Source organism: Polynucleobacter sp. AP-Kaivos-20-H2, assembly GCF_018882215.1.
In the GTDB taxonomy this organism is placed as follows: domain Bacteria; phylum Pseudomonadota; class Gammaproteobacteria; order Burkholderiales; family Burkholderiaceae; genus Polynucleobacter.
The window spans coordinates 143,354-169,468 of record NZ_JACVOX010000001.1; the positions used below are offsets into that span (position 1 = coordinate 143,354).

28 protein-coding genes are annotated in these 26,115 nt (G+C 46.8%); 25 read left to right on the forward strand and 3 right to left on the reverse strand.

Annotation, left to right across the window (positions count from 1 at the left end; translation table 11 throughout):
• Position 1: 1 nt before the first annotated feature.
• The gene (locus tag ICE89_RS00675; RefSeq protein ID WP_072582234.1) at positions 2–991 is read right to left on the reverse strand and encodes a malate dehydrogenase; all 990 of its coding nucleotides are present in this window, start codon (positions 989–991) and stop codon (positions 2–4) included.
• A gap of 122 nt (positions 992–1,113) precedes the next feature.
• Between ICE89_RS00675 and ICE89_RS00680 the strand changes: the two genes are divergently transcribed.
• From ICE89_RS00680 to ICE89_RS00795, 24 genes are all read left to right on the forward strand, one after another.
• A complete protein-coding gene (locus ICE89_RS00680) occupies positions 1,114–1,887 on the forward strand; it encodes a GntR family transcriptional regulator (protein ID WP_255558609.1) in 774 nt (257 codons plus the stop codon).
• 155 nt (positions 1,888–2,042) lie between these two features.
• Positions 2,043–2,462: a succinate dehydrogenase, cytochrome b556 subunit gene (gene sdhC / locus ICE89_RS00685; protein WP_216263027.1), complete on the forward strand. Its 420-nt coding sequence runs from the start codon at positions 2,043–2,045 to the stop codon at positions 2,460–2,462.
• A 24-nt stretch (positions 2,463–2,486) separates the two neighbouring features.
• On the forward strand, positions 2,487–2,852 hold the full coding sequence (gene sdhD, locus ICE89_RS00690; RefSeq protein WP_216263028.1) for a succinate dehydrogenase, hydrophobic membrane anchor protein: 366 nt from the start codon (positions 2,487–2,489) through the stop codon (positions 2,850–2,852).
• Between the two features lie 4 nt (positions 2,853–2,856).
• Positions 2,857–4,635 carry a succinate dehydrogenase flavoprotein subunit gene (gene sdhA, locus ICE89_RS00695; RefSeq protein WP_216263029.1) on the forward strand — a complete coding sequence of 593 codons (1,779 nt, stop codon included), beginning with the start codon at positions 2,857–2,859 and terminating at the stop codon, positions 4,633–4,635.
• 16 nt (positions 4,636–4,651) lie between these two features.
• Complete coding sequence (locus ICE89_RS00700; RefSeq protein WP_215392479.1) at positions 4,652–5,356, forward strand: succinate dehydrogenase iron-sulfur subunit; 705 nt, start codon at positions 4,652–4,654, stop codon at positions 5,354–5,356.
• Positions 5,353–5,622 (forward strand): succinate dehydrogenase assembly factor 2, encoded by a 270-nt coding sequence (locus ICE89_RS00705; protein ID WP_216263030.1) that lies wholly within the window; start codon positions 5,353–5,355, stop codon positions 5,620–5,622. Before ICE89_RS00700 ends, ICE89_RS00705 begins: the two co-directional genes overlap by 4 nt.
• Before the next feature lie 82 nt (positions 5,623–5,704).
• On the forward strand, positions 5,705–7,018 hold the full coding sequence (gene gltA, locus ICE89_RS00710) for a citrate synthase (RefSeq protein ID WP_216263031.1): 1,314 nt from the start codon (positions 5,705–5,707) through the stop codon (positions 7,016–7,018).
• Positions 7,019–7,035: 17 nt separating this feature from the next.
• Positions 7,036–8,445 carry a 3-isopropylmalate dehydratase large subunit gene (leuC, locus tag ICE89_RS00715; RefSeq protein WP_216263032.1) on the forward strand — a complete coding sequence of 470 codons (1,410 nt, stop codon included), beginning with the start codon at positions 7,036–7,038 and terminating at the stop codon, positions 8,443–8,445.
• A gap of 12 nt (positions 8,446–8,457) precedes the next feature.
• Positions 8,458–8,664: a hypothetical protein gene (locus ICE89_RS00720; RefSeq protein ID WP_216263033.1), complete on the forward strand. Its 207-nt coding sequence runs from the start codon at positions 8,458–8,460 to the stop codon at positions 8,662–8,664.
• A 32-nt stretch (positions 8,665–8,696) separates the two neighbouring features.
• A complete protein-coding gene (gene leuD / locus ICE89_RS00725) occupies positions 8,697–9,344 on the forward strand; it encodes a 3-isopropylmalate dehydratase small subunit (protein ID WP_215363275.1) in 648 nt (215 codons plus the stop codon).
• A 23-nt stretch (positions 9,345–9,367) separates the two neighbouring features.
• Entirely contained in the window at positions 9,368–10,438 is a 1,071-nt protein-coding gene (leuB, locus tag ICE89_RS00730) for a 3-isopropylmalate dehydrogenase (RefSeq protein ID WP_216263034.1), read from the forward strand.
• An 80-nt stretch (positions 10,439–10,518) separates the two neighbouring features.
• On the forward strand, positions 10,519–11,676 hold the full coding sequence (gene asd, locus ICE89_RS00735; protein WP_216264296.1) for an aspartate-semialdehyde dehydrogenase: 1,158 nt from the start codon (positions 10,519–10,521) through the stop codon (positions 11,674–11,676).
• Positions 11,677–11,686: 10 nt separating this feature from the next.
• On the forward strand, positions 11,687–13,069 hold the full coding sequence (locus tag ICE89_RS00740; RefSeq protein WP_216263036.1) for a FimV/HubP family polar landmark protein: 1,383 nt from the start codon (positions 11,687–11,689) through the stop codon (positions 13,067–13,069).
• 3 nt (positions 13,070–13,072) lie between these two features.
• A complete protein-coding gene (truA, locus tag ICE89_RS00745; RefSeq protein WP_216263037.1) occupies positions 13,073–13,924 on the forward strand; it encodes a tRNA pseudouridine(38-40) synthase TruA in 852 nt (283 codons plus the stop codon).
• 25 nt (positions 13,925–13,949) lie between these two features.
• Positions 13,950–14,627, forward strand: coding sequence for a phosphoribosylanthranilate isomerase (locus tag ICE89_RS00750; RefSeq protein ID WP_216263038.1), 678 nt, complete (start codon positions 13,950–13,952; stop codon positions 14,625–14,627).
• A 30-nt stretch (positions 14,628–14,657) separates the two neighbouring features.
• The gene (gene trpB, locus ICE89_RS00755) at positions 14,658–15,851 is read left to right on the forward strand and encodes a tryptophan synthase subunit beta (protein WP_215363289.1); all 1,194 of its coding nucleotides are present in this window, start codon (positions 14,658–14,660) and stop codon (positions 15,849–15,851) included.
• A 9-nt stretch (positions 15,852–15,860) separates the two neighbouring features.
• Complete coding sequence (gene trpA, locus ICE89_RS00760; RefSeq protein ID WP_216263039.1) at positions 15,861–16,658, forward strand: tryptophan synthase subunit alpha; 798 nt, start codon at positions 15,861–15,863, stop codon at positions 16,656–16,658.
• A gap of 6 nt (positions 16,659–16,664) precedes the next feature.
• Positions 16,665–17,552 carry an acetyl-CoA carboxylase, carboxyltransferase subunit beta gene (gene accD / locus ICE89_RS00765; protein ID WP_216264297.1) on the forward strand — a complete coding sequence of 296 codons (888 nt, stop codon included), beginning with the start codon at positions 16,665–16,667 and terminating at the stop codon, positions 17,550–17,552.
• A gap of 4 nt (positions 17,553–17,556) precedes the next feature.
• On the forward strand, positions 17,557–18,882 hold the full coding sequence (gene folC / locus ICE89_RS00770; RefSeq protein WP_216264298.1) for a bifunctional tetrahydrofolate synthase/dihydrofolate synthase: 1,326 nt from the start codon (positions 17,557–17,559) through the stop codon (positions 18,880–18,882).
• A gap of 3 nt (positions 18,883–18,885) precedes the next feature.
• Entirely contained in the window at positions 18,886–19,698 is an 813-nt protein-coding gene (locus ICE89_RS00775; RefSeq protein ID WP_216264299.1) for an SPOR domain-containing protein, read from the forward strand.
• Complete coding sequence (locus ICE89_RS00780) at positions 19,698–20,264, forward strand: CvpA family protein (RefSeq protein WP_216264300.1); 567 nt, start codon at positions 19,698–19,700, stop codon at positions 20,262–20,264. Before ICE89_RS00775 ends, ICE89_RS00780 begins: the two co-directional genes overlap by 1 nt.
• Positions 20,265–20,268: 4 nt before the next feature.
• Positions 20,269–21,807, forward strand: coding sequence for an amidophosphoribosyltransferase (gene purF / locus ICE89_RS00785; protein WP_216264301.1), 1,539 nt, complete (start codon positions 20,269–20,271; stop codon positions 21,805–21,807).
• Positions 21,808–21,867: 60 nt separating this feature from the next.
• On the forward strand, positions 21,868–23,076 hold the full coding sequence (locus tag ICE89_RS00790; protein WP_216264302.1) for an O-succinylhomoserine sulfhydrylase: 1,209 nt from the start codon (positions 21,868–21,870) through the stop codon (positions 23,074–23,076).
• Complete coding sequence (locus ICE89_RS00795; RefSeq protein ID WP_370625306.1) at positions 23,060–23,716, forward strand: class I SAM-dependent methyltransferase; 657 nt, start codon at positions 23,060–23,062, stop codon at positions 23,714–23,716. Before ICE89_RS00790 ends, ICE89_RS00795 begins: the two co-directional genes overlap by 17 nt.
• A gap of 8 nt (positions 23,717–23,724) precedes the next feature.
• On the opposite strand, the gene ICE89_RS00800 is transcribed toward ICE89_RS00795, so the two are convergent.
• Entirely contained in the window at positions 23,725–24,831 is a 1,107-nt protein-coding gene (locus ICE89_RS00800; protein ID WP_216264303.1) for an ABC transporter ATP-binding protein, read from the reverse strand.
• Positions 24,831–25,487, reverse strand: coding sequence for a molybdate ABC transporter permease subunit (gene modB, locus ICE89_RS00805; protein ID WP_216264304.1), 657 nt, complete (start codon positions 25,485–25,487; stop codon positions 24,831–24,833). Before modB ends, ICE89_RS00800 begins: the two co-directional genes overlap by 1 nt.
• 166 nt (positions 25,488–25,653) lie before the next feature.
• On the opposite strand from modB, the gene soxY reads away from it, so the two are divergent.
• A complete protein-coding gene (gene soxY / locus ICE89_RS00810; protein WP_216264305.1) occupies positions 25,654–26,106 on the forward strand; it encodes a thiosulfate oxidation carrier protein SoxY in 453 nt (150 codons plus the stop codon).
• The last annotated feature ends 9 nt before the right edge of the window (positions 26,107–26,115 follow it).

Below are 26,115 nucleotides of genomic sequence, written 5' to 3' on the forward strand. Positions count from 1 at the left end.
CTTATGAGAGCAAGTGCTTAACGCCAGCCTGCTCTTCGAGTAATTCATTCAGGGTGTGGGTCATGCGCTCACGGGAGAATGCATCGATCTCTAAACCCTCGATCATTTTATATTCGCCGTTTTCGCAAACTACTGGGAAGCCATAAATCACTTCAGCAGGAATGTCGTATTCGCCTTTAGAAGGAATGCCCATCGTTACCCACTTACCGTTAGTGCCGAGAACCCAATCATGAATATGATCAATCGCCGCATTGGCTGCAGAAGCTGCAGAAGACAGGCCACGCGCTTCAATGATGGCTGCACCACGCTTACCAACAGTTGGAATAAATACATCTTTGTTCCAAGCTGCATCGTTGATAGAGTCTTTGACTGACTTGCCATCGATCGTTGCAAAGCGATAGTCTGGATACATTGTTGGGCTGTGGTTGCCCCATACAACCAATTTCTCAATATCAGCTACCGGCTTGTTTAACTTGCTAGCCAATTGTGAGAGGGCGCGGTTGTGATCCAGGCGCAACATGGCTGTGAAATTCTTCGCAGGAATATCTGGAGCAGATTTCATGGCGATGTACGCATTGGTATTTGCTGGATTACCAACAACCAATACTTTTACAGTCTTCTTAGCAACGGCATTCAATGCTTTGCCTTGAGCTGTGAAAATTTGTGCGTTAGCGGAGAGCAAGTCTTTACGCTCCATGCCGGGACCACGTGGACGTGCGCCAACTAAAAGGGCAACGTCGATATCTTTAAAAGCGGTCATTGGGTCAGAGTGCGCTGACATACCTGCCAATAGCGGGAATGCGCAGTCTTCCAACTCCATCATGACGCCAGTTAAGGCTTTTTGAGCTTTTTCATCAGGAATCTCAAGTAATTGCAGGATGACGGGCTGATCTTTGCCCAGCAGGTCGCCATTGGCGATGCGGAATAAAAGGGAATATCCGATTTGACCGGCTGCACCGGTTACAGCGACACGCATTGGGGCTTTTGCCATTACTGAGAACTCCAAAGGAAGGTTAATTGGGTTAAATAAAGAAAACTTTTCTATTATCCATTCAAGTGTAGGGACTTTAGCTTTACACTGTCAATGATGTCTTATATAAGACTAGAATTACCTTGAATTTTATCCAATTGACACGGCCTGGAGTTAATTTGTCTGATGTGAATTTGCCTGTTGCCTCATTTAGCCCTCTGTACGAACAGATCAAGGCGATGATTTTGGCTAGTTTGCAAGCCTCGGAATGGCTTCCAGGGATGGCTATTCCCAGTGAAATGGAGCTCGCAGCCCGTTATGCCGTGAGTCAAGGGACTGTCCGTAAAGCCATTGATGAACTAGCTGCCCAAAATTTACTGGTTCGCCGCCAAGGCAAGGGCACCTTTGTCGCCACCCATCAAGAAGACGACTGGCAATATCGTTTTTTACGCTTAGCCCCGGATTCTGGTGAGAAATTTCACCTGACCAACCAGTTTTTGACCTGCGAAAAGATTAAAGCTACGGCTTACGTGGCTAATTTGCTCAAATTAAAGGCAGGTGACTCGATTATTCATATCGACCGGGTTCAGAGTTTTGCAGGAAAGCCCATTGTTTTTGAAGAGATTTTTCTACCCGGAGCTCGTTTTAAGGGCTTAGATCTTGAGGCGCTGAATGCATGGCATGGTCCTGTATATGCATTCTATGAGGGGCACTACGCCACCCATATGGTGCGCGCAGAAGAAAAAATTAAGGCAGTAGCTGCTGATGAAATGCTGGCAAAACATCTGCATCTGGAAGAAGGCGCGCCAATCCTTTCTGTAGAGCGGGTAGCTTTCACCTACGGGAATAAGCCAGTAGAAATTCGTCACGCTAGATACGACACTTCAGAGCAGCATTACGAAAACAAATTGAACTAAGTGCGTTGATGAACATATCCGTTAAAACCCCTATTAAACCCCTATTAAACCCCTATAAACCCGTAAAAATCCCCACCAGACTTAAGGTTTCCAATAGAATATGTTGCGACACAACAAAACCACAATGAACCTCCACCTAAAGATAGAGATTACCCATGGTTGATTCACAGCAAAATGTAAAAAAAGATAGACCGGTTTACCGAAATATTGGTCTTGCCCAGTTGATTAAATACCGTCTCCCTTGGGCGGGTAAGGTGTCGATTCTTCACCGTATTAGCGGAGCAGCATTGTTTTTAATGTTACCTTTCTTGCTTTATCTTCTAGACCAAAGCTTAGCCTCAGAATTGAGCTATCAAAAGTTCCAAGCAATTACTGGTCATATGCTGGTGAAAATTATTTGCCTTGGATTGATTTGGTGTTTCTTGCACCATTTCTGCGCTGGTATTCGCTATCTCCTATTGGACTTAGAAATTGGTGTTGAAAAAGTGGATGCAAACCGCTCAGCTATCTTTGTGTTTTGCTTGGGCCTGGCTTTGACCGCAGTTGTTGGTCTCAAATTATTCGGCTTGTACTAAGCGCACATCATTTAAGGAAATTTCATGCCTATTTATCAAATTGGACCAAAGCGCTTAGTTGTGGGCGCGCACTACGGCCTTAAAGAATGGATCATCCAACGTGCTACTGCGATAGTGATGGTGGTATTTACGATTGTTTTGCTAGTGGACTATTGCATTACTGGCAGCGCTACTTATGAAGGTTGGTCTGCTTTGTTCAGCAACCAATTTATGAAGTTGTTGACGCTCTTGGCGTTCATCAGTCTGTTTTACCACGCCTGGATTGGTATCCGTGATATCTGGATGGATTACATCAAGCCCGTTAGCATTCGTTTGACACTGCAAGTGTTAACCGTTTTGTATCTAGTAGCCTGTGCAGCCTATGCTGTGCAAATTTTGTGGAAAGTGTAATTCGATGACTGCAATTAAAAAATCATTGCCACGCCGCCGTTTTGATGCGGTGATTATTGGGGCAGGTGGTTCCGGTATGCGTGCATCTTTACAGTTGGCTGAAGCCGGCTTGAATGTTGCTGTATTAACTAAGGTATTCCCAACACGTTCACATACAGTTGCTGCCCAAGGGGGTATCGGTGCTTCATTAGGCAATATGAGTGAAGACAATTGGCACTATCACTTCTATGACACCATCAAGGGATCTGACTGGTTAGGTGACCAAGACGTGATCGAGTTCATGTGTCGCGAAGCTCCAAAAGTTGTTTATGAGTTAGAGCACTTCGGCATGCCATTTGACCGTAACCCAGATGGCACGATTTATCAGCGTCCATTCGGTGGTCACACAGCAAACTATGGCGAGAAGCCTGTGCAACGTGCTTGTGCTGCTGCTGACCGAACTGGCCATGCCATGTTGCATACCTTGTATCAACGTAACGTGCGCGCTAAAACAAACTTCTTTGTAGAGTGGTTGGCGCTAGATTTAATTCGTGATGATGCAGGTGATGTTGTTGGCGTTACTGCACTCGAAATGGAAACAGGCCAGGTCTATATTTTGGAAGCCAAGATTGTGATGTTGGCAACTGGTGGTGCAGGACGTATTTGGGATGCATCGACTAACGCGTTTATTAATACCGGTGACGGTATGGGCTTAGCAGCTCGCGCAGGTATTCCATTGGAAGATATGGAGTTCTGGCAATTTCACCCAACTGGCGTAGCTGGTGCAGGCGTGTTGTTGACAGAAGGTTGTCGCGGTGAAGGCGGTATCTTGCGTAACAAAGATGGCGAGCGTTTCATGGAACGTTATGCGCCAACCTATAAAGATTTGGCCCCACGCGATTTCGTATCCCGCTGTATGGACCAAGAAATTAAAGAAGGGCGCGGTTGCGGTCCTAACGGTGACTATGTTGTACTCGATCTGACACACATTGGTGCCGAGACCATCATGAAGCGTTTACCTTCTGTTTATGAGATTGGTATTAACTTTGCGAACGTTGATGTCACTAAAGAACCAATTCCAGTAGTGCCTACGATTCACTATCAGATGGGCGGCATTCCAACGAACATCAATGGTCAAGTGGTTGTTCCTGCAAATGGTATCCACAATGAAATCGTCAATGGTTTGTATGCAATTGGTGAGTGTTCATGTGTATCCGTACACGGTGCGAACCGCTTAGGCACTAACTCATTGCTCGACCTCTTGGTATTCGGTCGCGCAGCCGGTAACCACATTGTTGGCCTAGATCTTAAAAATCGCGAGTTCAAGCCCTTACCTGCGAATGCTGGTGAGCAAACATTGGAGCGTATTGCGAAGCTGGATAACTCAACTTCAGGTGAGTACGCGCAAGACGTTGCAAATGATATTCGTAAGTGCATGCAGAAATATGCTGGTGTGTTCCGTAATCAAGAGTTGATGGACGAAGGTGTTCGTCAAATGGCTAAATTGACAGAGCGCGCCAATAACTTGTGGCTTAAAGACAAATCCGAGATTTTCAATACAGCACGTATTGAGGCTTTGGAAGTGGCTAACTTGGTCGAAACTGCAAATGCAACCATGATTTCTGCTGCAGCTCGTAAAGAGAGTCGTGGTGCACATTCGCATGATGACCATCAAGAGCGCGATGATGAGAATTGGATGAAGCACACCCTTTGGTACAGCGAGGGAAATAAGCTTTCTTACAAGCCGGTTGTCTTGAAGCCCCTCACTGTTGAGTCCTTCCCTCCTAAAGAACGTACTTTCTAAGCAAAAGAGATAGAAGATGAGTGATATCCGTATATTCGAAATTTACCGCTACGATCCAGATGTCGATGCTGCTCCACGCATGCAACGTTATGAGTTAGAACTCACTGGTGAGCGTATGTTGTTGGACGCTTTGATTTCTTTGAAGAAGCAAGATGAGACGATTTCTTATCGTCGCTCATGCCGTGAAGGCGTCTGCGGTTCAGACGCTATGAACATCAATGGTAAAAATGGTTTGGCTTGTTTGACTAATATGTTGACTTTGCCTAAGGTCATCACATTGCGCCCATTGCCTGGCTTGCCAGTCGTGCGCGATTTAATTGTCGATATGACTTTGTTCTTCAAGCAGTATTTGTCAATCAAGCCTTACTTGGTAAACGAAAATCCACCTCCTGAAAAAGAGCGTCTTCAGAGTCCTGAAGAGCGTGAAGAGTTGAACGGCTTGTATGAGTGCATCTTATGCGCATCATGCTCAACTTCATGCCCATCTTTCTGGTGGAATCCAGATAAGTTCGTTGGCCCAGCTGGTTTACTGCAGGCTTATCGCTTTATTGCGGATAGCCGTGATGAAGATACCAATCAGCGTTTGGATAATTTAGAAGACCCATACCGCCTATTCCGTTGCCACACGATCATGAATTGCGTAGATGTATGTCCTAAGCACTTGAATCCAACGAAGGCAATTGGCAAGATCAAGGAGTTGATGGTTCGTAGGGCAGTATGACCCTCGGCAATGCAGAGTTATATCGTTTAAAGAGTGATGCTCGTAGGGGCTTGCTAGAGAACGATTTAATTCTGCAGCGTTTCTTTGAGCGTTACGGCACTCAATTAAGCGTAGAAGATGGAAAAGTTTTAAGCCAGTTATTAGCTTTAGATGACAACGACTTGATGGATTTATTGATTGGTCGTAAAGACTCTATAGCCAGCCTGGAGAAAGAGATGCAAACAGACTCTTTCAAGATGGTTTTACAAAGGCTGAGAGAGAAGTAATTCAGCTTTTTGGTGCAGTAGCGTTATAGACGCATGGTTGAATAGTGTATTAATCATAATTTTGAATGACTAAGGATTAGAAATGATTGAATCGGACATCAAAGCAAAACTCTCGTTTTCGGATGGCACACCAGATATTGATCTGCCAATTTATAAAGGGACAGTGGGTCCTGATGTAATCGACATTCGTAAGCTCTATGGTCAGACTGGTAAGTTCACTTATGACTCAGGCTTCTTATCTACTGCGTCATGTAATAGCAAAATTACCTACATCGATGGCGATAAGGGTGAGTTGCTCTATCGCGGCTACCCAATCGAAGATTTAGCTAATAACTGTGACTTCTTGGAAGTATGCTACCTGTTGATCAATGGTGACTTGCCAAACCCTGCCGAGAAAAAAGCTTTTGATGAAATGGTGATTCACCACACCATGGTTCATGAGCAAATGCAATTCTTCTTGCGTGGCTTCCGTCGTGATGCACATCCAATGTCTGTATTAACTGGCCTGGTTGGTGCAATGGCTGCGTTCTATCATGACGAGATCGACTATGCCGATGAAAAGGCGCGTGAAGTGGCGCAAATTCGTTTGATCGCAAAAATGCCAACCCTAGTTGCAATGTCTTATAAGTATTCCGTAGGGCAACCGTTTATTTATCCAGATAACTCGTTGTCATACACTGCAAACTTCATGCGTATGATGTTTGCAACGCCATGTGAGCAGTACAAAGTAAATCCAGTATTGGTACGCGCCTTAGATCGTATCTTTATCTTACATGCAGACCATGAGCAAAATGCGTCTACATCAACTGTACGTTTGTGTGGTTCTTCAGGCACGAATCCATTTGCTGCTATTTCTGCTGGTATTGCTTGCCTCTGGGGCCCTGCACACGGCGGTGCTAACGAAGCCTGCTTGCAAATGTTAAATGAGATCCAGGCTAGTGGCGGTGTAGATAAGATTCATGAATTCATCGCTCAAGTAAAAGATAAGAACTCAAGCGTTCGCTTGATGGGCTTTGGTCACCGTGTTTACAAAAACTTTGATCCACGTGCAAAGTTGATGCGTGAAACTTGCTACGAAGTATTGAATGAACTTGGTCTGCAAGATGACCCATTATTCAAGTTGGCAATGACTCTTGAGAAGATTGCTTTGGAAGATGAGTACTTTGTTAGCCGTAAGCTCTATCCAAACGTTGACTTCTACTCTGGCATCGTTCAACGTGCTCTAGGGATCCCAACAGAAATGTTCACCTGTATTTTTGCTTTGGCAAGAACAGTAGGTTGGATTGCTCAGTGGGAAGAAATGATTACTGATCCTGAATACAAAATTGGTCGTCCACGTCAGTTATACGTAGGCGAAACAACGCGTAAGGTTCCAAACATCTCTGTTCGTAAATAAGGTATCTAAGGCCTCTCATGTCTCGTACGCTTTATGACAAATTGTGGGATGACCACGTTGTTTACTCTGAAGAGGATGGCACAGCCACGATTTATATTGATCGTCAATTGCTGCATGAGGTAACTAGTCCTCAGGCATTTGAAGGTTTGAATTTGGCTGGTCGTCCAGTTTGGCGTATCTCCGCTAATTTGGCAGTTTCTGATCACAACGTACCAACGACTGATCGCTCCGAAGGAATTACTGATCCGATATCCAAGTTGCAAGTAGATACTTTGGATCAAAACTGCGATGCCTTCGGGATTACCCAATACAAGATGAACGACACCCGCCAAGGGATTGTTCATGTCATCGGACCAGAGCAGGGTGCAACTTTGCCTGGCATGACCGTGGTTTGTGGTGATTCGCATACTAGTACGCATGGTGCTTTTGGTGCTTTGGCGTTTGGTATTGGCACTTCGGAAGTCGAGCACGTATTGGCAACCCAAACTTTGCTCATGAAGAAGAGCAAAAATATGCTGGTGCGTGTTGCTGGTCGCTTGCAACCAGGCTCTACTGCTAAGGACATCGTTCTCGCTGTGATTGGCAAGATTGGTACTGCAGGCGGTACGGGTTACACCATTGAGTTTGCTGGCGAAGCCATTCGCAACCTTTCAATGGAAGGTCGTATGACTATCTGCAATATGGCGATTGAAGCTGGCGCGCGCGCTGGTTTAGTTGCTGTAGATGAAACTACAATTGAATATATTCAGGGTCGTCCATATGCGCCTAAGGGCCCAGCGATGTTGCAAGCTTTGCAATATTGGAGAACCTTGCATTCAGATCCTGATGCAAAGTTTGATGCCGTAATTGAATTGCGTGCAGAAGAAATCGCTCCACAGGTTACCTGGGGAACTTCACCAGAAATGGTGCTTGCGATTAGTGAGCGTGTTCCTGACCCAGAAAAAGAACGTGATCCAAACAAGCGCTCCGCAATGGAACGTGCTTTGGAGTACATGAACCTTACGCCAAACACTCCTCTAAGCAGTATCTCTGTGGATAAAGTATTTATCGGCTCATGCACTAACAGTCGCATTGAAGATATGCGTGCTGCTGCTAAGGTGGTCGATCGTCTAGGTAAGAAAGTAGCTGCTAATGTGAAGTTGGCGTTAGTTGTTCCTGGTTCTGGCTTAGTCAAAGCGCAAGCAGAGCGTGAAGGTCTGGATCGTATATTCAAGGCTGCTGGTTTTGAATGGCGTGAGCCTGGTTGCTCAATGTGCTTGGCGATGAATGCCGATCGCTTGGAGCCAGGAGAGCGTTGTGCCTCAACATCGAATCGCAACTTCGAAGGTCGTCAAGGCAATGGTGGCCGCACACATTTGGTTAGCCCTGCGATGGCAGCTGCTGCAGCGATCGAAGGTCACTTTGTTGACGTACGTAAGATTTCATAAGGAAACTAATTAATGAAATTTTCTTCACTTTGTTTAATTTCTAGACTCGCAATTATTGGCATCGCTGGATTCATTATTTCTGCATGTAGCAGCACTATGGAAGGTGTTGGTAAAGACTTGCAGAACATGGGAACTTCCATGGGTGGATCAAGTAATACACAGCAAAACAATCAATCTCAAACCAAGGGTAAGGATGTTGTTATTACCCCTGTGAAGTAAACATTCAGAGTAAATAGAGTAAAAGTCGAATCATGGAAAAATTTACGGTATACAAAGGTTTAGTTGCTCCGCTTAATCGCGAGAACGTGGATACCGATGCCATTATTCCGAAGCAGTTTCTAAAATCAATCAAGAAGACTGGCTTTGGTCAAAACCTGTTTGATGAATGGCGCTACCTCGATCATGGTGAACCTGGTCAAGATTGCAGTACACGTCCCATTAACCCAGACTTTGTTCTCAATCAACCCCGTTACAAAGGTGCTGGCATTCTGTTGGCTCGTAAGAACTTTGGCTGCGGCAGTTCCCGTGAGCATGCACCCTGGGCCTTGGATCAATTTGGCTTTAGAGCGGTGATTGCGCCTAGTTTTGCAGATATCTTCTACAACAATTGCTTCAAAAACGGTGTTTTGCCGATTGTCTTGACTGAAATGCAGGTTGATCATCTTTTTAATGAAACCCAAGCGTTTAACGGCTATCAATTAACAATTGATCTAGCGGCACAGCAGGTTATTGCCCCCGATGGCACTGCTTATAGCTTCGAAGTGGCCCCATTTAGAAAGTATTGCCTTCTTAACGGCTTAGACGATATTGGCCTAACCCTGCAACATGCAGATAAAATCAAGGCTTATGAAGCCGAGCGCATTCTAAAAATGCCTTGGCTTGCGACACAATTGCCGTAATTTAGTTGATTTAAGGGCCTTTCATGAAAATTGCAGTTCTACCGGGCGATGGTATCGGCCCGGAAATCGTTGCTCAAGCTGTTCGAGTGCTCCAAGCGCTTGGCCCAAAGTTTGATTTAGAAGAAGCTCCCGTAGGCGGAGCAGCTTATGACGTCGCTGGACATCCTTTGCCACCAGCCACCCTAGAGCTCGCTAAAAAAGCGGATGCTATTTTGTTTGGCGCAGTAGGTGATTGGAAATACGACACGCTTGCACGTGAACTACGTCCGGAGCAGGCTATCTTGGGTTTACGTAAACACCTCGAGTTGTTTGCTAATTTCAGGCCAGCCATTTGTTACCCAGAGCTCACTGCTGCATCCAGCCTTAAGCCAGAAATCATTGGCGGCTTGGATATCTTGATTGTGCGTGAGCTCAATGGCGATATTTACTTTGGTCAGCCACGCGGTATTCGCACTTCAGAGTTGCCCTTGTTCAAGGGCGCTCGTGAAGGTTTTGACACTATGCATTACAGCGAGCCAGAAGTAGAGCGCATTGGACATGTTGCTTTTGAGGCAGCACGCAAGCGCGGTAAAAAAGTGTGCAGCGTAGACAAGGCAAACGTATTAGAGACTTCTCAGCTTTGGCGTGAAGTCATGATTCGGGTTTCTAAAGACTACCCAGATGTTGAGTTATCGCATATGTATGTGGATAACGCTGCAATGCAGTTAGTTAAAGCGCCTAAAGCATTTGATGTGGTGGTAACCGGCAATCTATTTGGCGACATCTTGTCTGATGAAGCTGCGATGTTGACTGGCTCTATCGGCATGTTGCCATCTGCATCTTTAGATAAGAACAATAAGGGCTTGTATGAGCCTAGCCATGGTTCTGCGCCGGATATCGCTGGTAAGGGTATCGCCAATCCATTGGCAACCATTTTGTCTGCAGCAATGATGTTGCGTTATTCATTAGGTATGCCTGCAGAAGCAGATCGCATTGAAAAAGCAGTGCAAAAAGTCTTAGCGCAAGGTTTAAGAACAGCAGACATCTATACCGAAGGCACGAAAAAAGTATCAACGGTTGAAATGGGCGATGCTGTAGTTGCAGCGCTTGCGTAAGATATTGACTTGAAATAAGCAGAAGCAAAAAAAGAAACAAAACAAGAAACAAAACAAACACATTCACTAGATAGTTCATCATGGCAAATTCAAAAACACCTTTGGTTGGTTTAGTTGGCTGGCGCGGTATGGTTGGCAGTGTTCTCATGGAGCGCATGCTCGCTGAAAAAGACTTCGACCTAATCGAACCTGTATTTTTTAGTACCAGCCAAGCGGGTGGTGAAGTGCCTTTGCTTAATGGTCAAAAAGTGACTAAAAGCGAAAGCACTTTGCAAGATGCAAACGACATTAAGGCACTTTCACGCTGCGACATCATTTTGACTTGCCAAGGTGGCGATTACACCAATGACATCTTCCCTAAGCTTCGTGCAGCAGGGTGGAATGGTCATTGGATTGATGCTGCTAGTGCATTGCGTATGAAGGATGACGCAGTATTGGTTTTAGATCCTGTTAACCGCCCGGTGATTGATAAGGCTTTGGCTTCTGGTGGGAAGAATTGGATCGGCGCTAATTGCACTGTGAGTTTGATGATGATGGCTATGGGCGGCTTGGTTAAGGCTGACATGGTTGAGTGGATAAGCGCTATGACTTATCAAGCAGCTTCTGGTGCTGGCGCTCAAAACATGCGCGAGCTATTGCTGCAGATGGGTGCTTTGCGTGACAGCGTAGCTACTGAGTTGGCTGATCCATCCTCTTGGATTCTCGATATTGACCGCAAGGTTACTGAGACATTGCGTTCTGCTGATTTTCCGAAAAAGAATTTCCGTAACACCGCTTTAGCGGGTAGCCTGATTCCATGGATCGATGTACCTGTTGAAAATGGTCAAACTAAAGAAGAGTGGAAGGGTGGCGCTGAGTTCAATAAGATCTTAGGTCGTCCTGCATTCCGCACACCTGGCAGTATTCCAATCGATGGTTTGTGCGTTCGTGTGGGTGCGATGCGTTGCCATTCACAAGGTTTGACTGTGAAGCTCAAAAAAGATATTCCACTGAAAGAAATCGAAGCGATTTTGGCTGCAGATAATCAGTGGGTCAAAGTAGTTCCGAATGATCGTGAAACTACCGAGCGTGATTTATCTCCTGCTGCTGTCAGCGGTACATTGACTGTACCTATTGGCCGTTTACATAAGATGGCAATGGGCCCAGAGTATTTGGGCGCTTTTACTGTTGGCGACCAACTCTTATGGGGTGCTGCTGAGCCATTGCGCCGCATGCTTTGCATTCTGCTTGAGAAGTAATCCACCGTTTATGTTTACGACAAACCACCTCGGCTTAAAGCTCCTATGTGTTGTTTTGCTTGGCTGGACATCCGTTGCTAACGCTATTACCTTAGGCGTTCCGCAACTTCAGTCCCGCCCTGGTGAGCCATTACGAGTAGAGATCCCTATTCGAGTTAGAGCGGATGAGCAAGGTGCTTTATCTAGCCTGAATGTGGTAATGCCTAACAAGGCATCTTATGAGCGCTTAGGCATTTCCCAAAAGATTCTAGAATTGAATCCACAGGCGATGGTTTACCGTAATCGCCAAGAACAACTCATGGTGTTGGTCGAGACTGTGAATTCAGTTCCGATGGCCGATGATCCATTTTTGGATGTATTGGTCAATCTGAATTGGTCCAGCGGTAGCCTTACTAAGACATTTACATTGTTACTCGGTGACGTGCAGAAGGTAACAGTAAAGCCTGGGCAGGCCTTATCTGAAATTGCTGTTATATTTGCGCCCCAATTGGATGGTGCAACCTTAGATCAAACCATGATGGCTTTGTATAAAGCTAACCCCGATGCGTTTGCCAGTGGAAGTATCAATCGCTTAGCTGCTGGCGTTGAGTTATCTAAGCCAAGCCAAGCGCTGCTACGCTCCATTAGTCCGGCAGAGGCAAATCAGTTTGTTACAGATGCTAATCAGCAATGGCGTCAAGAGCGCGAGGACAAGGACGGGGTCTCAAGCGTATCAAAATCTACGAACTCTAAAACGACTGAAGCATCTCCTAAGGATCGTCTGAAGATTGGTTCAAGCGCTGAGGGCAATGAGCAAGAACGTCGCTACACGGAAGAGTTAGTAGCCCAAGAGAAGATGCTGGAGCAGACTAAAGCTCGTGTTGCTGAGTTAGAAAAGAATATTACCGACTTGCAAAAACTCTTGGACAAATCTAAGGGGAAAAAAGCAGTCGACAATAACTTTGGCCTAGGTGGCTTGGGACCAGCGATACTGGCTGTAACCTTAATAGGTTTCACTGGTTTATTGCTCTGGGGCTTAGCTCGTAATGCGCGTCGCTCAGAGACGCCAAGCTTTCATGCGGATGTACATCATGCTGTTAAAGATGAGAAACCTGCAACCAGCGCTCATTTTGAAATGCCAGCTCGCGCAAAGGCATTGTTTGATGGTATTGATCTTGATCTTTCAAAACCCGCAGAAGAGGTCCCCGTAATAACTGCTACCCCAGCGTCAAATCCACTTGCAGATACCTTGCGTGTCAAATTGAATTTAGCGCGTGCTTACATCACGATTGAAGATTTCTCTGCAGCTAAAAATTCTTTGGATGAAGTGCTTCGTATTAGTAATTCTGTTGATCCGGAAATCACCATTGAAGCGCAAGGCTTGTTGGCAGAGATCTCGCACCGCAATACCTAAACCATGCGCATAGCCCTTGGCCTTCAGTATGACGGCAGCCCCTATTCCGGCTGGCAAACCCAAGTTAATCACAACACAGTACAAGATGAATTAGAAAAGGCGATTACAGCCTTTGTTGGTGAGCAGGCTTGTGCAGAACATCCCATTCATACAATTACTGCAGGAAGAACCGACACCGGTGTTCATGCCTTAGGGCAGGTTGTGCACTTTGATACTAATGTTGAGCGTGAAGACTTTTCATGGGTAAGGGGTGTGAACTCATTCTTGCCGCCATCGATTGTTATTAACTGGGCAAAGCCAGTTTCTGATCAGTTCAGTGCGCGCTTCTCTGCTTATGAGCGCGAATATATTTATGCCTTGCAAGCGGGGCCCTGTCGTTCGCCGATGTCGCACTCACGCGCAGGTTACTTACTGGTACCCCAAAATCAATGGCTTGATGTCGAGGCTATGAAAAAATCAGCTGAGTGCTTGATTGGCGAACACGACTTCAGTTCTTTTCGCTCATCCGAGTGCCAGAGCAAAACACCGGTTAAAACGATTTACTCCATTGAGATTATTTCTGAGCAACCATGGCTGTATTTCCGAATTCGGGGAAATGCTTTTTTGCATCACATGATCCGCAATGTAGTCGGCTGTTTTTTGCAAATTGGTCAGGGTAGACAAAAGCCGGAGTGGATGGCCGAAGTCTTGGCTGCTAAGAATAGACAAATCGCCGCTCCTACTTTTATGGCCGATGGCCTGTATTTGGCAAAAATCACTTATCCGGACGAATTTGCCATCCCCCAGCCTTGGTTGGAAAACTCCTGGCTGCCAGATCAGGTCATTGGGAAACAAAAGAGAGCGCAAGGGAAATAAAGGCCCTTGGCCTTATCATTCATTTATGGGCTTACTGACATATTCTCCGGACCGAACTAGGGTCAAAATCTGTGGCTTAAAAACGGCTGCTGACATCGATTCCGCTGTTTCTGCGGGGGTGGACGCTGTTGGCTTCGTCTTTTATCCCCCTAGCGTGAGGGCTGTGAGCCCCAATATCGCAGCCCAACTTATCTCTAGGCTCCCAGCAGGGGTAGATGCCGTTGGATTGGTTGTAAATGCTACAGATGAGCAATTTGCCGCAATTCGGGCTGCCGCCTCGATCACCTTATGGCAGTTTCATGGGGATGAGACCCCAGAGCGCTGTGCCCAGCTTGCTGCAGGCGAGCCTTGGATGAAGGCTGCTCGTGTAGGAACTGGCTTCGCTTTTGACGATTTTTCCCTACAATATGGGGATGCAAACGCTTTTCTGCTGGATGCCCTGGTTGAGGGATACGGTGGCGGGGGCGTTCCTTTTGATTGGCAGGGGATTCCACAGACATGGGTAAGCGAAAACGCGCCTCGGGTCGTTTTGAGTGGTGGATTGAACACGCACAACGTGGGCGAGGCCATTGCACGCCTGCATCCTTGCGCGGTTGACGTCAGTAGTGGCGTAGAAAGCAGCAGGGGTGTTAAAGATCCTGCGCTCATGGCCCAATTTGTTCAAGCAGTGCGCGCAGCGGATGCCAAAGCATCATCCCAATAATTTGCTGTAGATAAATCAAAAGAGGTAGCTATGTACGACAAGCCAGATGCACGAGGACACTTCGGTCCTTACGGCGGCGTGTTTGTTTCTGAGACATTGATGTTTGCCTTAGATGAGCTTAAAGAAGCTTATGCAAAGTATCAACACGATCCAGAATTCATTGAAGAGTTTCATTACGAGCTTAAACATTTTGTTGGTAGACCTTCACCGGTTTATCACGCTAAGCGTTGGAGCGAAATGCTGGGTGGTGCACAAATCTACCTGAAGCGTGAAGATTTAAATCACACTGGCGCACACAAGATTAATAACGTGATTGGTCAAGCGATGTTGGCCAAGCGCATGGGTAAGCCTCGCATTATTGCTGAGACAGGGGCAGGGCAGCACGGTGTTGCTACAGCAACGATCTGCGCTCGCTTTGGCTTAGACTGCACGGTCTATCAAGGCTCTGTGGACGTAGCCCGTCAGGCGCAAAACGTATTCCGCATGAAGTTACTTGGCGCAAAGGTAGTTCCAGTGGAATCTGGTACCAAGACCCTGAAAGATGCGCTCAATGAAGCGATGCGCGATTGGGTGACGAATGTGGATAACACCTTCTACATCATCGGCACCGTCGCAGGACCACATCCTTATCCAATGATGGTGAGAGATTTTCAGAGTGTGATTGGTGAAGAGTGCAAAGTACAGATGCCAGAGATGACCGGTCGTCAACCTGACTATGTTTTAGCTTGTGTTGGCGGCGGCTCTAATGCGATGGGTATTTTTTATCCTTATATTGATTTCCCGGAAGTGAAACTCGTTGGTGTTGAAGCTGCAGGACATGGTCTGGGAAGTGGTTTGCATTCAGCAGCTTTGTGCGTTGGTACGCCTGGCGTGTTACACGGCAACCGTACTTATTTATTGCAAGATAAGAATGGCCAGATCTCTGAAACACATTCTGTTTCTGCTGGCATGGATTACCCAGGCGTTGGCCCTGAGCATGCATGGCTAAAAGATTCTGGTCGCGCAGACTATGTGGCGATTACAGATGAAGAGGCGCTCCAAGCATTCCATGATTGCTGTCAGATTGAAGGCATCATTCCCGCGCTCGAGTCATCTCATGCTATTGCCTATGCCTGCAAGCTTGCTAAGACTTTGCCTAAAGACAAGACGATCTTGGTCAACCTCTCTGGCCGTGGTGATAAGGATATGCATACCGTTGCGCAGGCAACAGGTTCAGAAGGTTAAGAAAGAGTTATGTCAAAAATTACTGCGCTCTTCAAGGAGCTAAAAGCAACAGGTAAGAAAGGATTGATTCCTTTTATTACTGCTGGTGATCCAGATCCTAAACAAACCGTTGAACTCATGCATGCATTGGTTCGTGGCGGCTCAAGTGTGATTGAATTAGGTGTGCCGTTTTCAGATCCAATGGCTGATGGTCCTGTCATTCAGAGATCATCGGAACGCGCACTGACTCAAGGCGTCACTTTGCATAGCTGCTTAGAGATGGTGAAAGAGTTTCGCAAACAGGATGCTAATACACCAGTTGTTTTGATGGGTTATGCAAACCCAGTAGAGCAAATGGGGGCAGAGCGTTTTGCAACCGAAGCGAAGGCTGCTGGTGTCGATGGTGTTCTCGTAGTAGATTACCCGCCAGAAGAGTGTGTGGACTTTGCCGCTCGTATGCGCGTTGCCGGTATTGACCCGATTTTCTTATTAGCGCCTACTTCATCACATGAGCGCATTAAAGAGGCGGCCAAAATAGCTTCTGGTTATATCTATTATGTTTCTATGAGAGGGGTTACTGGCGCCTCAAACCTCAATACTCAGGATGTGGCCAGCATCATCCCAAAAATTCGTGAAGAGACGGATATTCCGATTGCTGTAGGCTTTGGAATTAGCGATGCAGCTAGCGCGAAGGCGGTGTCGGTAAGTGCTGATGCAGTGGTGATCGGCAGCCGAATCATTCGTCTTTTAGAGGATGCGCCCCCTGGGCAGGCGGTACAATCACTGGAAATCTTCATTCGTGAGATACGCGACGCATTGGATAGCTAAAAACTAATGAGCTGGATAGATAAATTACTCCCACCCCAAATACAACATACTGATCCTGCAAATCGCAAGTCGGTACCTGAGGGATTGTGGGTTAAGTGCCCCAGTTGTGAAACTGTTCTGTACAGCACCGACATTGAAGCTAATTTATCGGTATGCCCAAAATGTAGTCATCACATGCGTATCGGAGCGCGTCTACGCTTAGATAGCTTGTTGGATGAAAAAGGCCGCTACGAAATCGGTGCTGATATCTATCCAATTGACCCGCTTAAATTTAAAGACTCAAAAAAATACCCAGATCGTATTAAAGAAGCGAATGATGCTTCTGGTGAATCTGAAGCCTTGATTGTGATGGGCGGCAAGATTGAAGCCATTCCTGTAGTAGCTGCTTGTTTCGAATTCCAATACATGGGTGGTTCGATGGGCTCTGTAGTGGGTGAGCGTTTTGCCCGCGGAGTACAAGAGGCAATTAATAAGAAGTGCGCCTTCATTTGTGTCACTGCTACTGGCGGTGCGCGTATGCAAGAAAGCTTGTTATCACTTTTCCAAATGGCGAAGACTAACTCGATGTTGACCTTGTTAGCTAAAAAAGGCTTGCCTTACATTAGCGTGCTTACTGATCCGACGATGGGCGGCATTTCTGCCAGCTTTGCCTTCATGGGTGATGTAGTCATGGCTGAGCCAAAAGCCTTGATTGGATTTGCTGGCCCACGCGTGATTGAACAAACTGTTCGCGAAAAATTGCCCGAAGGATTCCAAAGATCTGAGTTCCTGATGCAAAAGGGCGGTATCGATATGATTGTTGATCGTCGTCAGATCCGCGGTGAAATTGCGCGTTTACTTGCATTGTTGCAAAAGCTTCCTGAGCCTGCTATCGCGGGTAGCGCAGTCGTTTAAGCGCTTGAGCTCAGCATACCAAGCCCCCATATTATTTCCTAGCCTAGAGGCTTGGCTTAGCCACCTCGAAACTGCTCACCCCGTTGGCATAGACATGGGGCTTGAGCGCATCAATCGCGTGAAGGCTGCATTAGATCTCCATTTTGATTGCCCAGTAATTACGGTTGCCGGCACAAATGGCAAAGGCTCGACCTGTGCATTTCTGGAGAGCATTCTGTTGGCTTCTGGCTATAGAGTCGGTTGCCATACCTCTCCACATTTACTCAAATTCAATGAGCGTGCTCGCATCAATGGTGAAGATGTCAAAGACAATCTCTTGCTTGAGCATTTTGCTGCTGTCGAAGAGGCTCGGGTGAGTCTAGTCGATGCGCCAACCTTAACGTATTTTGAGTTCACCACCTTAGCCATCATGCATCTGTTTGCTAAGTCCAATTTAGATGCGGTTGTCTTGGAAGTGGGAATGGGTGGTCGCTTAGATGCTGTCAACATCGTTGATGCTGATTGCGCAATCGTGACTAGTATCGATATCGATCATGCGGATTTTTTGGGTGGCACACGCGAAGCCATTGGCCTAGAAAAGGCCGGTATTTTCCGTCCAGGACATATCGCGGTGTGCGGTGATCCTGTACCACCACAATCACTAATTGATCATGCTGAAAAGTTAGGATGCGATCTCTGGTTACAGGGGCGTGACTACAACTTCCAGGGCGATAAACAGCAATGGGGTTGGGCAGGGCGCAAGAAGCGCTTTAGTGGGCTCGGGTACCCAGCGCTGCGAGGTGCCAATCAGATTCTGAATGCCTCGGCAGTAATAGCTGCCTTGATGGCCTTACATCAGCGCTTACCAGTGAGTGCCCAGGATATTCGTAATGGTTTTGCTTTGGTCGAGCTACCAGGCCGATTCCAGGTTCTCCCGGGTCAGCCTAGCGTGGTATTGGATGTTGCTCACAATCCCCATGCTGCTGCTACCCTGGCTCAGGGGCTCGATAAGATGGGTTACCACCCCTACACCTATGCCATTTTTGGGGTTATGGCTGACAAGGATATTGAGGGGGTGATTAAACCCCTCTTAAGCATCGTAGATTTCTGGTTTTGTACTGATTTACCAACCCCCAGAGCTGCCAGTGCCAAAGTCCTGGCCGAGAAGCTTGAATCTATGGGAGTAAAGCCAAAAAATGGGTCAGACGGGGGGATTGAATGCCTCCCAGAACCTGCTTTAGCGTATCAAAAAGCGCTATCTTTGGCGGGTGAGGGTGATAGAATTGTGATCTTCGGATCCTTCTATACCGTTGCAGGCGTAATGACTTACCGAAACAACCAGGCCCACTGATCCATGATTCGTTTACCAAGCTTTTTTAAGCGAAAAACCCAGTTTGATGACCTTGAAATAGGTTCAAGGGGTAGTCGCACCGCCAAACGAGCAGCCCCACGCAGTTTTCAGCGCGCAGCAGAAGCTGAAGAACTTGCCCTCACAGAAGATCCAGAACAACAAAGAGCGCGCCATCGCCTGATTGGTTCCGCTGTCCTCGTATTAATTGCTGTTATTGGCTTGCCTCGTATTTTGGATAACAAACCAAAGGCGTCATATAACGACATCGCAGTAAACATTGTTACCAGCTTACCTATTCCTGGTACGGAGCCTAAGGCTGAAGAAAAACCTAAAGCCGAATTTCCTGTTGAGCCCGCTAAAGAAGCTCCTAAGGTTGCCGCTGCACCTGCGCCAGAAGTAAAGCCAGAAGCAAAAGTAGAAACTAAGGCAGACACTAAACCAGCAGCGCCTGCAGCAAACAAATCTGGCACGTTAGGTTTGGCGGCGGGTGAAGAAGTAGTTGCTGCTAGCACCCCTAAGGCAGACGCTAAGCCTAAGGCAGAGGATGCTCCAAAATCTGCCGCCTCAAATGATTCCGGTAAATATTTTATTCAAATAGGGGCCTTTGCATCGGAAGAACGCGCTAAGGGTTGGATTGCTAAACTCAAAGATCAAAAGATTCCAAACTACGTCCTAAATAAGACGGGTAGTGATGGCATAAAGCTGTATTTATTGCGCGCAGGGCCTTACACCGACAAAGATGCTGCAGAAGCGGCGGAAAAGAAAATTAAGGCGATGGGTCTTACACCAAGACTCGTCGAATCCGGTAAGCAGTAATGGAATATTTATCCACCCTCAAGCTAACATCGGTGGATTACTTCACCCTAGTTGTACTCTTGGTTTCTGCCCTGGTAGGTATCTCACGCGGCTTGTTTAAAGAGGTGCTTGCTTTAGCTTCTTGGGTTGCAGCTTCTTGGGTTGCTTATCACTACAGCAGTTACCTCTCCACCGAATGGCTGTCTACATTTCATCTGGATGAGTTGCTGAGTCTTGGTGTGAGCTTCCTCATCCTCTTTGTCCTTACGCTGATTGTTTGTGGATTGTTTGGCGGGGTAGTGCAAAAAATTATTTTGTCGGTTGGTCTGAGTTTGACTGACCGTTTTTTGGGTTTGATGTTTGGTTTGATTCGTGGCGGGTTAATCGTAGTGGTTCTCGCCACCTTAGCTGCACTCACCCCCATTCCACAAAGTATTGCCTGGAAGAATGCCGTTACCAGACCAGCAATTGATACGGCAACCGGTTTAATTAAAGGTTGGCTTCCTGCCGACTGGGCAAAGCAATTGGGTGATGCTATGCCTAAAGTTGCCCCTACCATTACTCCTAAAATAACAATAGGAATCTAGAAATATGTGCGGCGTCGTCGGAACTGTTTCTCACTCACCAGTAAATCAACTTCTCTATGATGCCTTGTTGCTCTTGCAACATCGTGGTCAAGATGCGGCAGGCATTGCAACCATGAACGGTAATTCGTTCACTATGCATAAGGCGAATGGCTTAGTCAGAGACGTCTTTAGAACCCGCAATATGCGTAGCCTAGTAGGTAGTGCTGGCATTGGCCAAGTGCGCTATCCAACAGCTGGCTCTGCTAGTAGCGAAGAAGAGGCACAGCCATTTTATGTTAGCGCACCATACGGCATTATCTTGGCGCATAACGGCAATCTCACCAATGCACCAAGTCTGCATGTGGAGATGGCTTATCGTGACCGTCGTCACATCAACACCAGCTCAGATACGGAAGTATTGCTCAACGTCTTGGCTGATGAATTGCAAAAAGAAACCAACAGCGCCGCTCTCGATGAGGGTGCGATGTTTAATGCGGTTACTGGAGTAACTAATCGCGTTAAAGGTTCGTATGCAGTAGTTTCTTTGATTGCAGGCTATGGCTTATTAGCCTTCCGCGATCAATACGGTATCCGCCCTTTATGTATTGGGCGTATCGATACTCCTCAAGGGCCCGAGTGGATGATTGCATCTGAGTCTGTAGCGCTTGAGGGCTTAGGCTTTACATTTGTTCGTGACGTCAATCCGGGCGAAGCAATTTACATTGACTTGGATGGCAACTTCTATTCGCGTCAATGTGTACCAAACGCAGTGTTAACACCTTGTATTTTTGAATACGTCTACATGGCTCGTCCAGACTCCACCATTGATGGGGTGACTGTCTACAACGTACGTATGCGTATGGGCGATTACTTAGCTGAAAAGATTCGTAAAGAAACCAATGTAGATGAGATTGATGTAGTGATGCCAATTCCGGACTCAAGTCGTCCAGCAGCAATGCAGGTAGCTAAGAACTTAGGCGTTGATTACCGTGAAGGCTTCTTTAAGAATCGTTATATCGGCCGTACTTTTATCATGCCAGGCCAAGCCGTTCGCAAGAAGTCTGTGCGTCAAAAATTGAATGCCATGCGCATTGAGTTTAAAGATAAGACCGTATTAATTGTGGACGACTCCATTGTTCGCGGGACAACATCCTTTGAGATTGTGCAGATGGCTCGTGAATCTGGTGCCAAGAAAGTGATCTTTGCATCGGCTGCGCCACCAGTACGCTTTCCAAATGTCTACGGTATTGATATGCCCACTCGCAGCGAATTGGTGGCCTATGGCCGTACTGATGAAGAAATCAACAAGATGATTGGCGCAGATCAACTGATCTATCAAAGTGTTGAAGATATGAAGCAGGCTGTGAGAGATATCAATCCCAATATCAAGCAGTTTGAAGCCTCTTGTTTTGATGGCTTTTACGTCACAGGCGACATCACTGAATCCTATCTTGATGCATTAGAGGCTGCCAGAAATACTTCCGACGCTAAGGCAGATCGCCAAAAGGATTCGAGCGACTTCGCCCGTTCACAGCTCCACCTGCATTTGGCCACCGAAGACTAAAAAGCGACAGGAATTTGCCTCACTCGAGGCAAATTCGTAATTCGGTGTCAAAATAGCAGTATGAAGAGCAAAACTATCCGTAAAAAACCCGATTTTTCTAAGCTAGCGCTCGAGACCTTGGCGGTTCGCGCCGGTACTCGTCGCACCGCTGAATACCAAGAACATTCAGAAGCCATGTTTCTGACTTCTAGCTTCTGTTTTGATAGTGCAGAGTTAGCAGCTGATGGTTTTGCGCATGCTGACCAAGGCTTTATCTATTCTCGCTTTACTAATCCAACCGTAAGCATGTTCCAAGATCGCCTGGCTGCTTTAGAGGGTGGTGAGGCTTGTATTGCTACCGCTTCCGGAATGTCAGCCATTCTGACAATGGCGATGGCGCATCTGCAAGCAGGTGACCACGTGGTTTGCTCACGCTCGGTATTTGGCGCAACGATTCAGTTGTTCACCAATATCTTGGGTCGCTTTGGCATCACAACAACATATGCTGATTTGGCGGATACTAAGTCATGGCAGGCAGCTGTCCAGCCAAACACTAAACTTTTTTATCTAGAGACGCCTTCCAATCCTTTAACTGAGATTGCTGATATCAGGGCGATATCAAAGATTGCTAAAAAAGCAGGCGCCTTATTCGCAGTGGATAACTGCTTCTGTACGCCTGCTTTGCAAAAACCATTGGCGCTTGGTGCTGATGTTGTGATTCATTCGGCCACTAAGTACTTAGATGGACAAGGCCGAGTAGTGGGTGGAGCAATTGTCGGCAGCAAAGATTTCATCATGGGTAAAGTCTTCCCATACGTGCGTACCGCAGGCCCAACCCTATCCGCGTTTAATGCCTGGGTCTTCCTCAAGGGTCTGGAGACTTTAGAGCTTCGCATGAAGCAGCAGAGTCAGAATGCGCTTGCCTTGGCTCAATGGCTTGAGAAGCAATCTGGAGTAGAGCGCGTTTACCATCCCGGCCTGAAATCGCATCCTCAACATGCGTTGGCAATGCGCCAGCAAAAAGAGGGTGGGGCGATTGTGTCTTTCACATTGAAGGGTGGCAAGAAGGCTGCGTTCAAACTTATCAACCAAACTAAGCTTTGCTCGATTACTGCAAACTTGGGTGATACCCGCACGACTATTACTCACCCAGCCACAACAACGCATTGCCGTGTAACGCCTGAGGCTCGTAAAGCCGCCGGTATTTCGGATGGCTTGGTGCGCATTGCGGTTGGCCTTGAAAACATTAACGACTTAAAGAATGATCTTGTTGGTGGACTCAAAAAATAATCAAGTTCATCAAGATAAGCCCATGGGTTTCTCCGATGCCACGCAATTTTGGAATGAACGCTTCGATAAAGAAGAGTTCATTTTTGGCAAAGAGCCAAATGAATATCTGGTTGAAAAAACAAAGCAATACCTAAGGCCGCAAGATAAAGTACTGTGCATTGCCGATGGCGAAGGTCGCAATGGCGTCTGGCTTGCTAAACAAGGTATGCAAGTAGTTGGATTTGATGCATCGGATATCGCTCTAGCCAAGGCAAAGCAATTCGCGAAAGACAATCAAGTCGAGGTTGATTATTCATTCTCTGATACTGATAGCTACGCTTGGCCCGAAAATACTTATGACGCAGTGATTGGAATCTTCATTCAATTTGCCGATCCAGCAATGCGCGCTAGAATCTTTGAGCAAGCTTACAAGGCGACAAAATCAGGCGGCCTTTTTATCTTGCAGGGCTATACCCCAAAGCAACTAGATTACAAAACTGGCGGCCCATCATTAATAGAGCATCTCTATACAGAAGAGTTAATTAGAGGTCTCGTCAAAGACTTTGAAATACTCGAGCTTGTAAGTTACGAGAAAGAGCTTTCTGAAGGCCCAAGACATACCGGTATGTCTGCTCTTCTAGGGCTTGTTGCTAAAAAGTAATTAATTTCTTAGCTGGCAAAGCGACGTGGATCATTAATCGGGCGCAAAGGCATGATGTGAATCTTGCCGCTATCCATTTCGAGATAAGCTTCTTTGCCTATATCCAAGGCAAGGCGCTTAACCTCTGCAGCAGAGGCCTCCCAAGTAATCGCATGATTGCCTTCAGTTGTGCGAAGTTGGATAACAGCAATCTGCCCTAATGCGCTAAGCTGTTCAACCTTAGCTTCAATCGATGTCGAGCTAGATGATGCATGAAGACTAATTCCGTCTGCTGGGATAACCCAAGCGACAGGCGTATTTGGCGGGATCTTGCCTTTGTCGATGACGTTAAAGATGCGCTGGCAACCGTGCCAACTGAGTTTTCCGGCAGAAAAGACGCCCTCAAACTTATTGCTTATCCCAACGAGTTCGGCGACCCTCGAATTTCTCGGTCTTTCAAACAGCACTTGCGGAGGTGCAGTCTGTAATCCCACGCCTTGGTCAATCACGGTGATGCGATCCGCCAATAAATCAGCCTCTCTTAAATCGTGAGTAACTAGCAGAATAGGAATATTCAAATCTTTGCGAAGTTCAGCGAGTGTCTTGTAAAGGCCTTGACGCGTAGGGGCATCAATCGCAGAGAAGGGTTCATCAAGCAGTAATATTTTTGGAGATCGCGCTAATGCCCTGGCAAGTGCAACCCGTTGCTGTTGACCGCCTGAGAGTTGATTGGGCATGCGTTTGGCTAACTCACCGATTCCCATGCGATCTAACCATTGCTGAGCCTGCGCCTTGCGCTCCGAGAGATCAACGGCTGAGTTGTAAAGAGGGATGCATACATTCTCTAACGCAGTGAGATGCGGAAACAGAGCGTACTGCTGAAATAAGAACCCACATGAGCGATTGGCAGGACTTAGTGAGGTGGTAATGCCATTCGCTTCATTTGCTTCAAACCATAGCTTGCCATCACATTCAATTTTTCCGCTATCAGCATTATTTAGGCCAGCGATTGTGCGCAGGGCGGTTGTCTTACCGCTGCCAGAGGGGCCCACTAAGGCATGCAATTCACCGGGGATGCATTCAATATTGAGCTGCAGGGGGTTTGGGTTGACTTGGGAGAGTTTTACTTTAAGCATTAGCGACTCCACCGATTGGCATGCGATGGGCTACGACCAAAGAAGCCGTAGGAAAGCGCTATCGCTACAAGGGAGGTACAAAGTAATATCAATGACAGCGCGCCAGCACCAGAGGTATCAAAGCTTTGCACTTTGTCATATATAGCAATGGAGACTGTTTTTGTTTCTCCTGGGATTGCGCCACCAACCATGAGGATGACGCCAAACTCTCCAAGGGTATGTGCAAAGGTAAGAACGGCTGCACTCGTAATACCGCGCCAAGCAAGGGGTAATTCAATCAAACGAAAGATCTGCCACTTGGATAGCCCGCTTACCTGAGCCGCCTCCCGAATCTCAGGGTTAATTGCTTCAAAGGCACGCTGTATTGGCTGAATGGCGAATGGCAAATTCACAATCAAGGATGCAATCAGGATTCCTGTGAAGGAAAACACCAGCGGGATTCCAAAAATCGTTTTTCCTCCAAGGCCTACGAGGAGGTAATAGCCCAAAACGGTAGGGGGAAGGACCAATGGTAATGCTAGGGTCGCCTCTATCCAGGACCTGCCTTTGCCCATGCTTTGAAGCGAATGCGCCATCCAAACTCCAAAAGGGAGGATCAGGACCAGAGTCCAAATAGCTAGCTTTAGCGAGAGGATAAGTGCCTCTAGATCAAACATCAGGTTAAGTCGCCTTCAGGTTAATAATTACCCTCATTTTCACCTATCTTGAGTTGAGTCAGGCTATTGGCGGCTTTGGTTAGGGACAGATTGGGCAATCCCCTTTAAAGTAGAGGTTTGTAACAATTTTTAATGACCCAGATCGAGGGTATTCGAAGGGATGGATATGAATCAGCAGCGTCGCGACTTATTGAAATATTCGACGGTATTTGGACTTATGGCATCTGCAGGCTTAATTACCACTGCTCAGGCTGAAGAGTGGAATAAGGCGGCTTTTGAAGGAAAGAGCCTTGATGATGTATTTAAGGCTTTGGGAACAAGTACTCCAGATAAGTCAGGTGCAGTCGTTATCAACGCACCCGATATTGCAGAGAATGGTGCTGTAGTGCCAGTAGGAGTCACCACCAGCTTAAAGGCCAATCAGTTAGCAATTTTGGTTGAGAAAAATCCAAGCCCATTGGCTGCCCAATTTTTTATTCCAGCTGGCACAGAGCCGGTAGTCACTACTCGAATCAAAATGGCCCAAACTTCAAATGTATACGCATTGGTAAAGGCAGATGGAAAGTGGATGATGGCTGTTAAAGAAATCAAAGTGACTTTGGGTGGTTGTGGCGGCTAATACGTTATC

Bases quoted from the DNA above. Each gene is read 5' to 3' on its own strand.
- ICE89_RS00675 (WP_072582234.1), bottom strand. From the start codon at position 991: ATGGCAAAAGCCCCAATGCGTGTCGCTGTAACCGGTGCAGCCGGTCAA.
- sdhC (WP_216263027.1), top strand. From the start codon at position 2,043: ATGGTTGATTCACAGCAAAATGTAAAAAAAGATAGACCGGTTTACCGA.
- sdhD (WP_216263028.1), top strand. From the start codon at position 2,487: ATGCCTATTTATCAAATTGGACCAAAGCGCTTAGTTGTGGGCGCGCAC.
- sdhA (WP_216263029.1), top strand. From the start codon at position 2,857: ATGACTGCAATTAAAAAATCATTGCCACGCCGCCGTTTTGATGCGGTG.
- ICE89_RS00700 (WP_215392479.1), top strand. From the start codon at position 4,652: ATGAGTGATATCCGTATATTCGAAATTTACCGCTACGATCCAGATGTC.
- ICE89_RS00705 (WP_216263030.1), top strand. From the start codon at position 5,353: ATGACCCTCGGCAATGCAGAGTTATATCGTTTAAAGAGTGATGCTCGT.
- gltA (WP_216263031.1), top strand. From the start codon at position 5,705: ATGATTGAATCGGACATCAAAGCAAAACTCTCGTTTTCGGATGGCACA.
- leuC (WP_216263032.1), top strand. From the start codon at position 7,036: ATGTCTCGTACGCTTTATGACAAATTGTGGGATGACCACGTTGTTTAC.
- ICE89_RS00720 (WP_216263033.1), top strand. From the start codon at position 8,458: ATGAAATTTTCTTCACTTTGTTTAATTTCTAGACTCGCAATTATTGGC.
- leuD (WP_215363275.1), top strand. From the start codon at position 8,697: ATGGAAAAATTTACGGTATACAAAGGTTTAGTTGCTCCGCTTAATCGC.
- leuB (WP_216263034.1), top strand. From the start codon at position 9,368: ATGAAAATTGCAGTTCTACCGGGCGATGGTATCGGCCCGGAAATCGTT.
- asd (WP_216264296.1), top strand. From the start codon at position 10,519: ATGGCAAATTCAAAAACACCTTTGGTTGGTTTAGTTGGCTGGCGCGGT.
- ICE89_RS00740 (WP_216263036.1), top strand. From the start codon at position 11,687: ATGTTTACGACAAACCACCTCGGCTTAAAGCTCCTATGTGTTGTTTTG.
- truA (WP_216263037.1), top strand. From the start codon at position 13,073: ATGCGCATAGCCCTTGGCCTTCAGTATGACGGCAGCCCCTATTCCGGC.
- ICE89_RS00750 (WP_216263038.1), top strand. From the start codon at position 13,950: ATGGGCTTACTGACATATTCTCCGGACCGAACTAGGGTCAAAATCTGT.
- trpB (WP_215363289.1), top strand. From the start codon at position 14,658: ATGTACGACAAGCCAGATGCACGAGGACACTTCGGTCCTTACGGCGGC.
- trpA (WP_216263039.1), top strand. From the start codon at position 15,861: ATGTCAAAAATTACTGCGCTCTTCAAGGAGCTAAAAGCAACAGGTAAG.
- accD (WP_216264297.1), top strand. From the start codon at position 16,665: ATGAGCTGGATAGATAAATTACTCCCACCCCAAATACAACATACTGAT.
- ICE89_RS00775 (WP_216264299.1), top strand. From the start codon at position 18,886: ATGATTCGTTTACCAAGCTTTTTTAAGCGAAAAACCCAGTTTGATGAC.
- ICE89_RS00780 (WP_216264300.1), top strand. From the start codon at position 19,698: ATGGAATATTTATCCACCCTCAAGCTAACATCGGTGGATTACTTCACC.
- purF (WP_216264301.1), top strand. From the start codon at position 20,269: ATGTGCGGCGTCGTCGGAACTGTTTCTCACTCACCAGTAAATCAACTT.
- ICE89_RS00790 (WP_216264302.1), top strand. From the start codon at position 21,868: ATGAAGAGCAAAACTATCCGTAAAAAACCCGATTTTTCTAAGCTAGCG.
- ICE89_RS00800 (WP_216264303.1), bottom strand. From the start codon at position 24,831: ATGCTTAAAGTAAAACTCTCCCAAGTCAACCCAAACCCCCTGCAGCTC.
- modB (WP_216264304.1), bottom strand. From the start codon at position 25,487: ATGTTTGATCTAGAGGCACTTATCCTCTCGCTAAAGCTAGCTATTTGG.
- soxY (WP_216264305.1), top strand. From the start codon at position 25,654: ATGAATCAGCAGCGTCGCGACTTATTGAAATATTCGACGGTATTTGGA.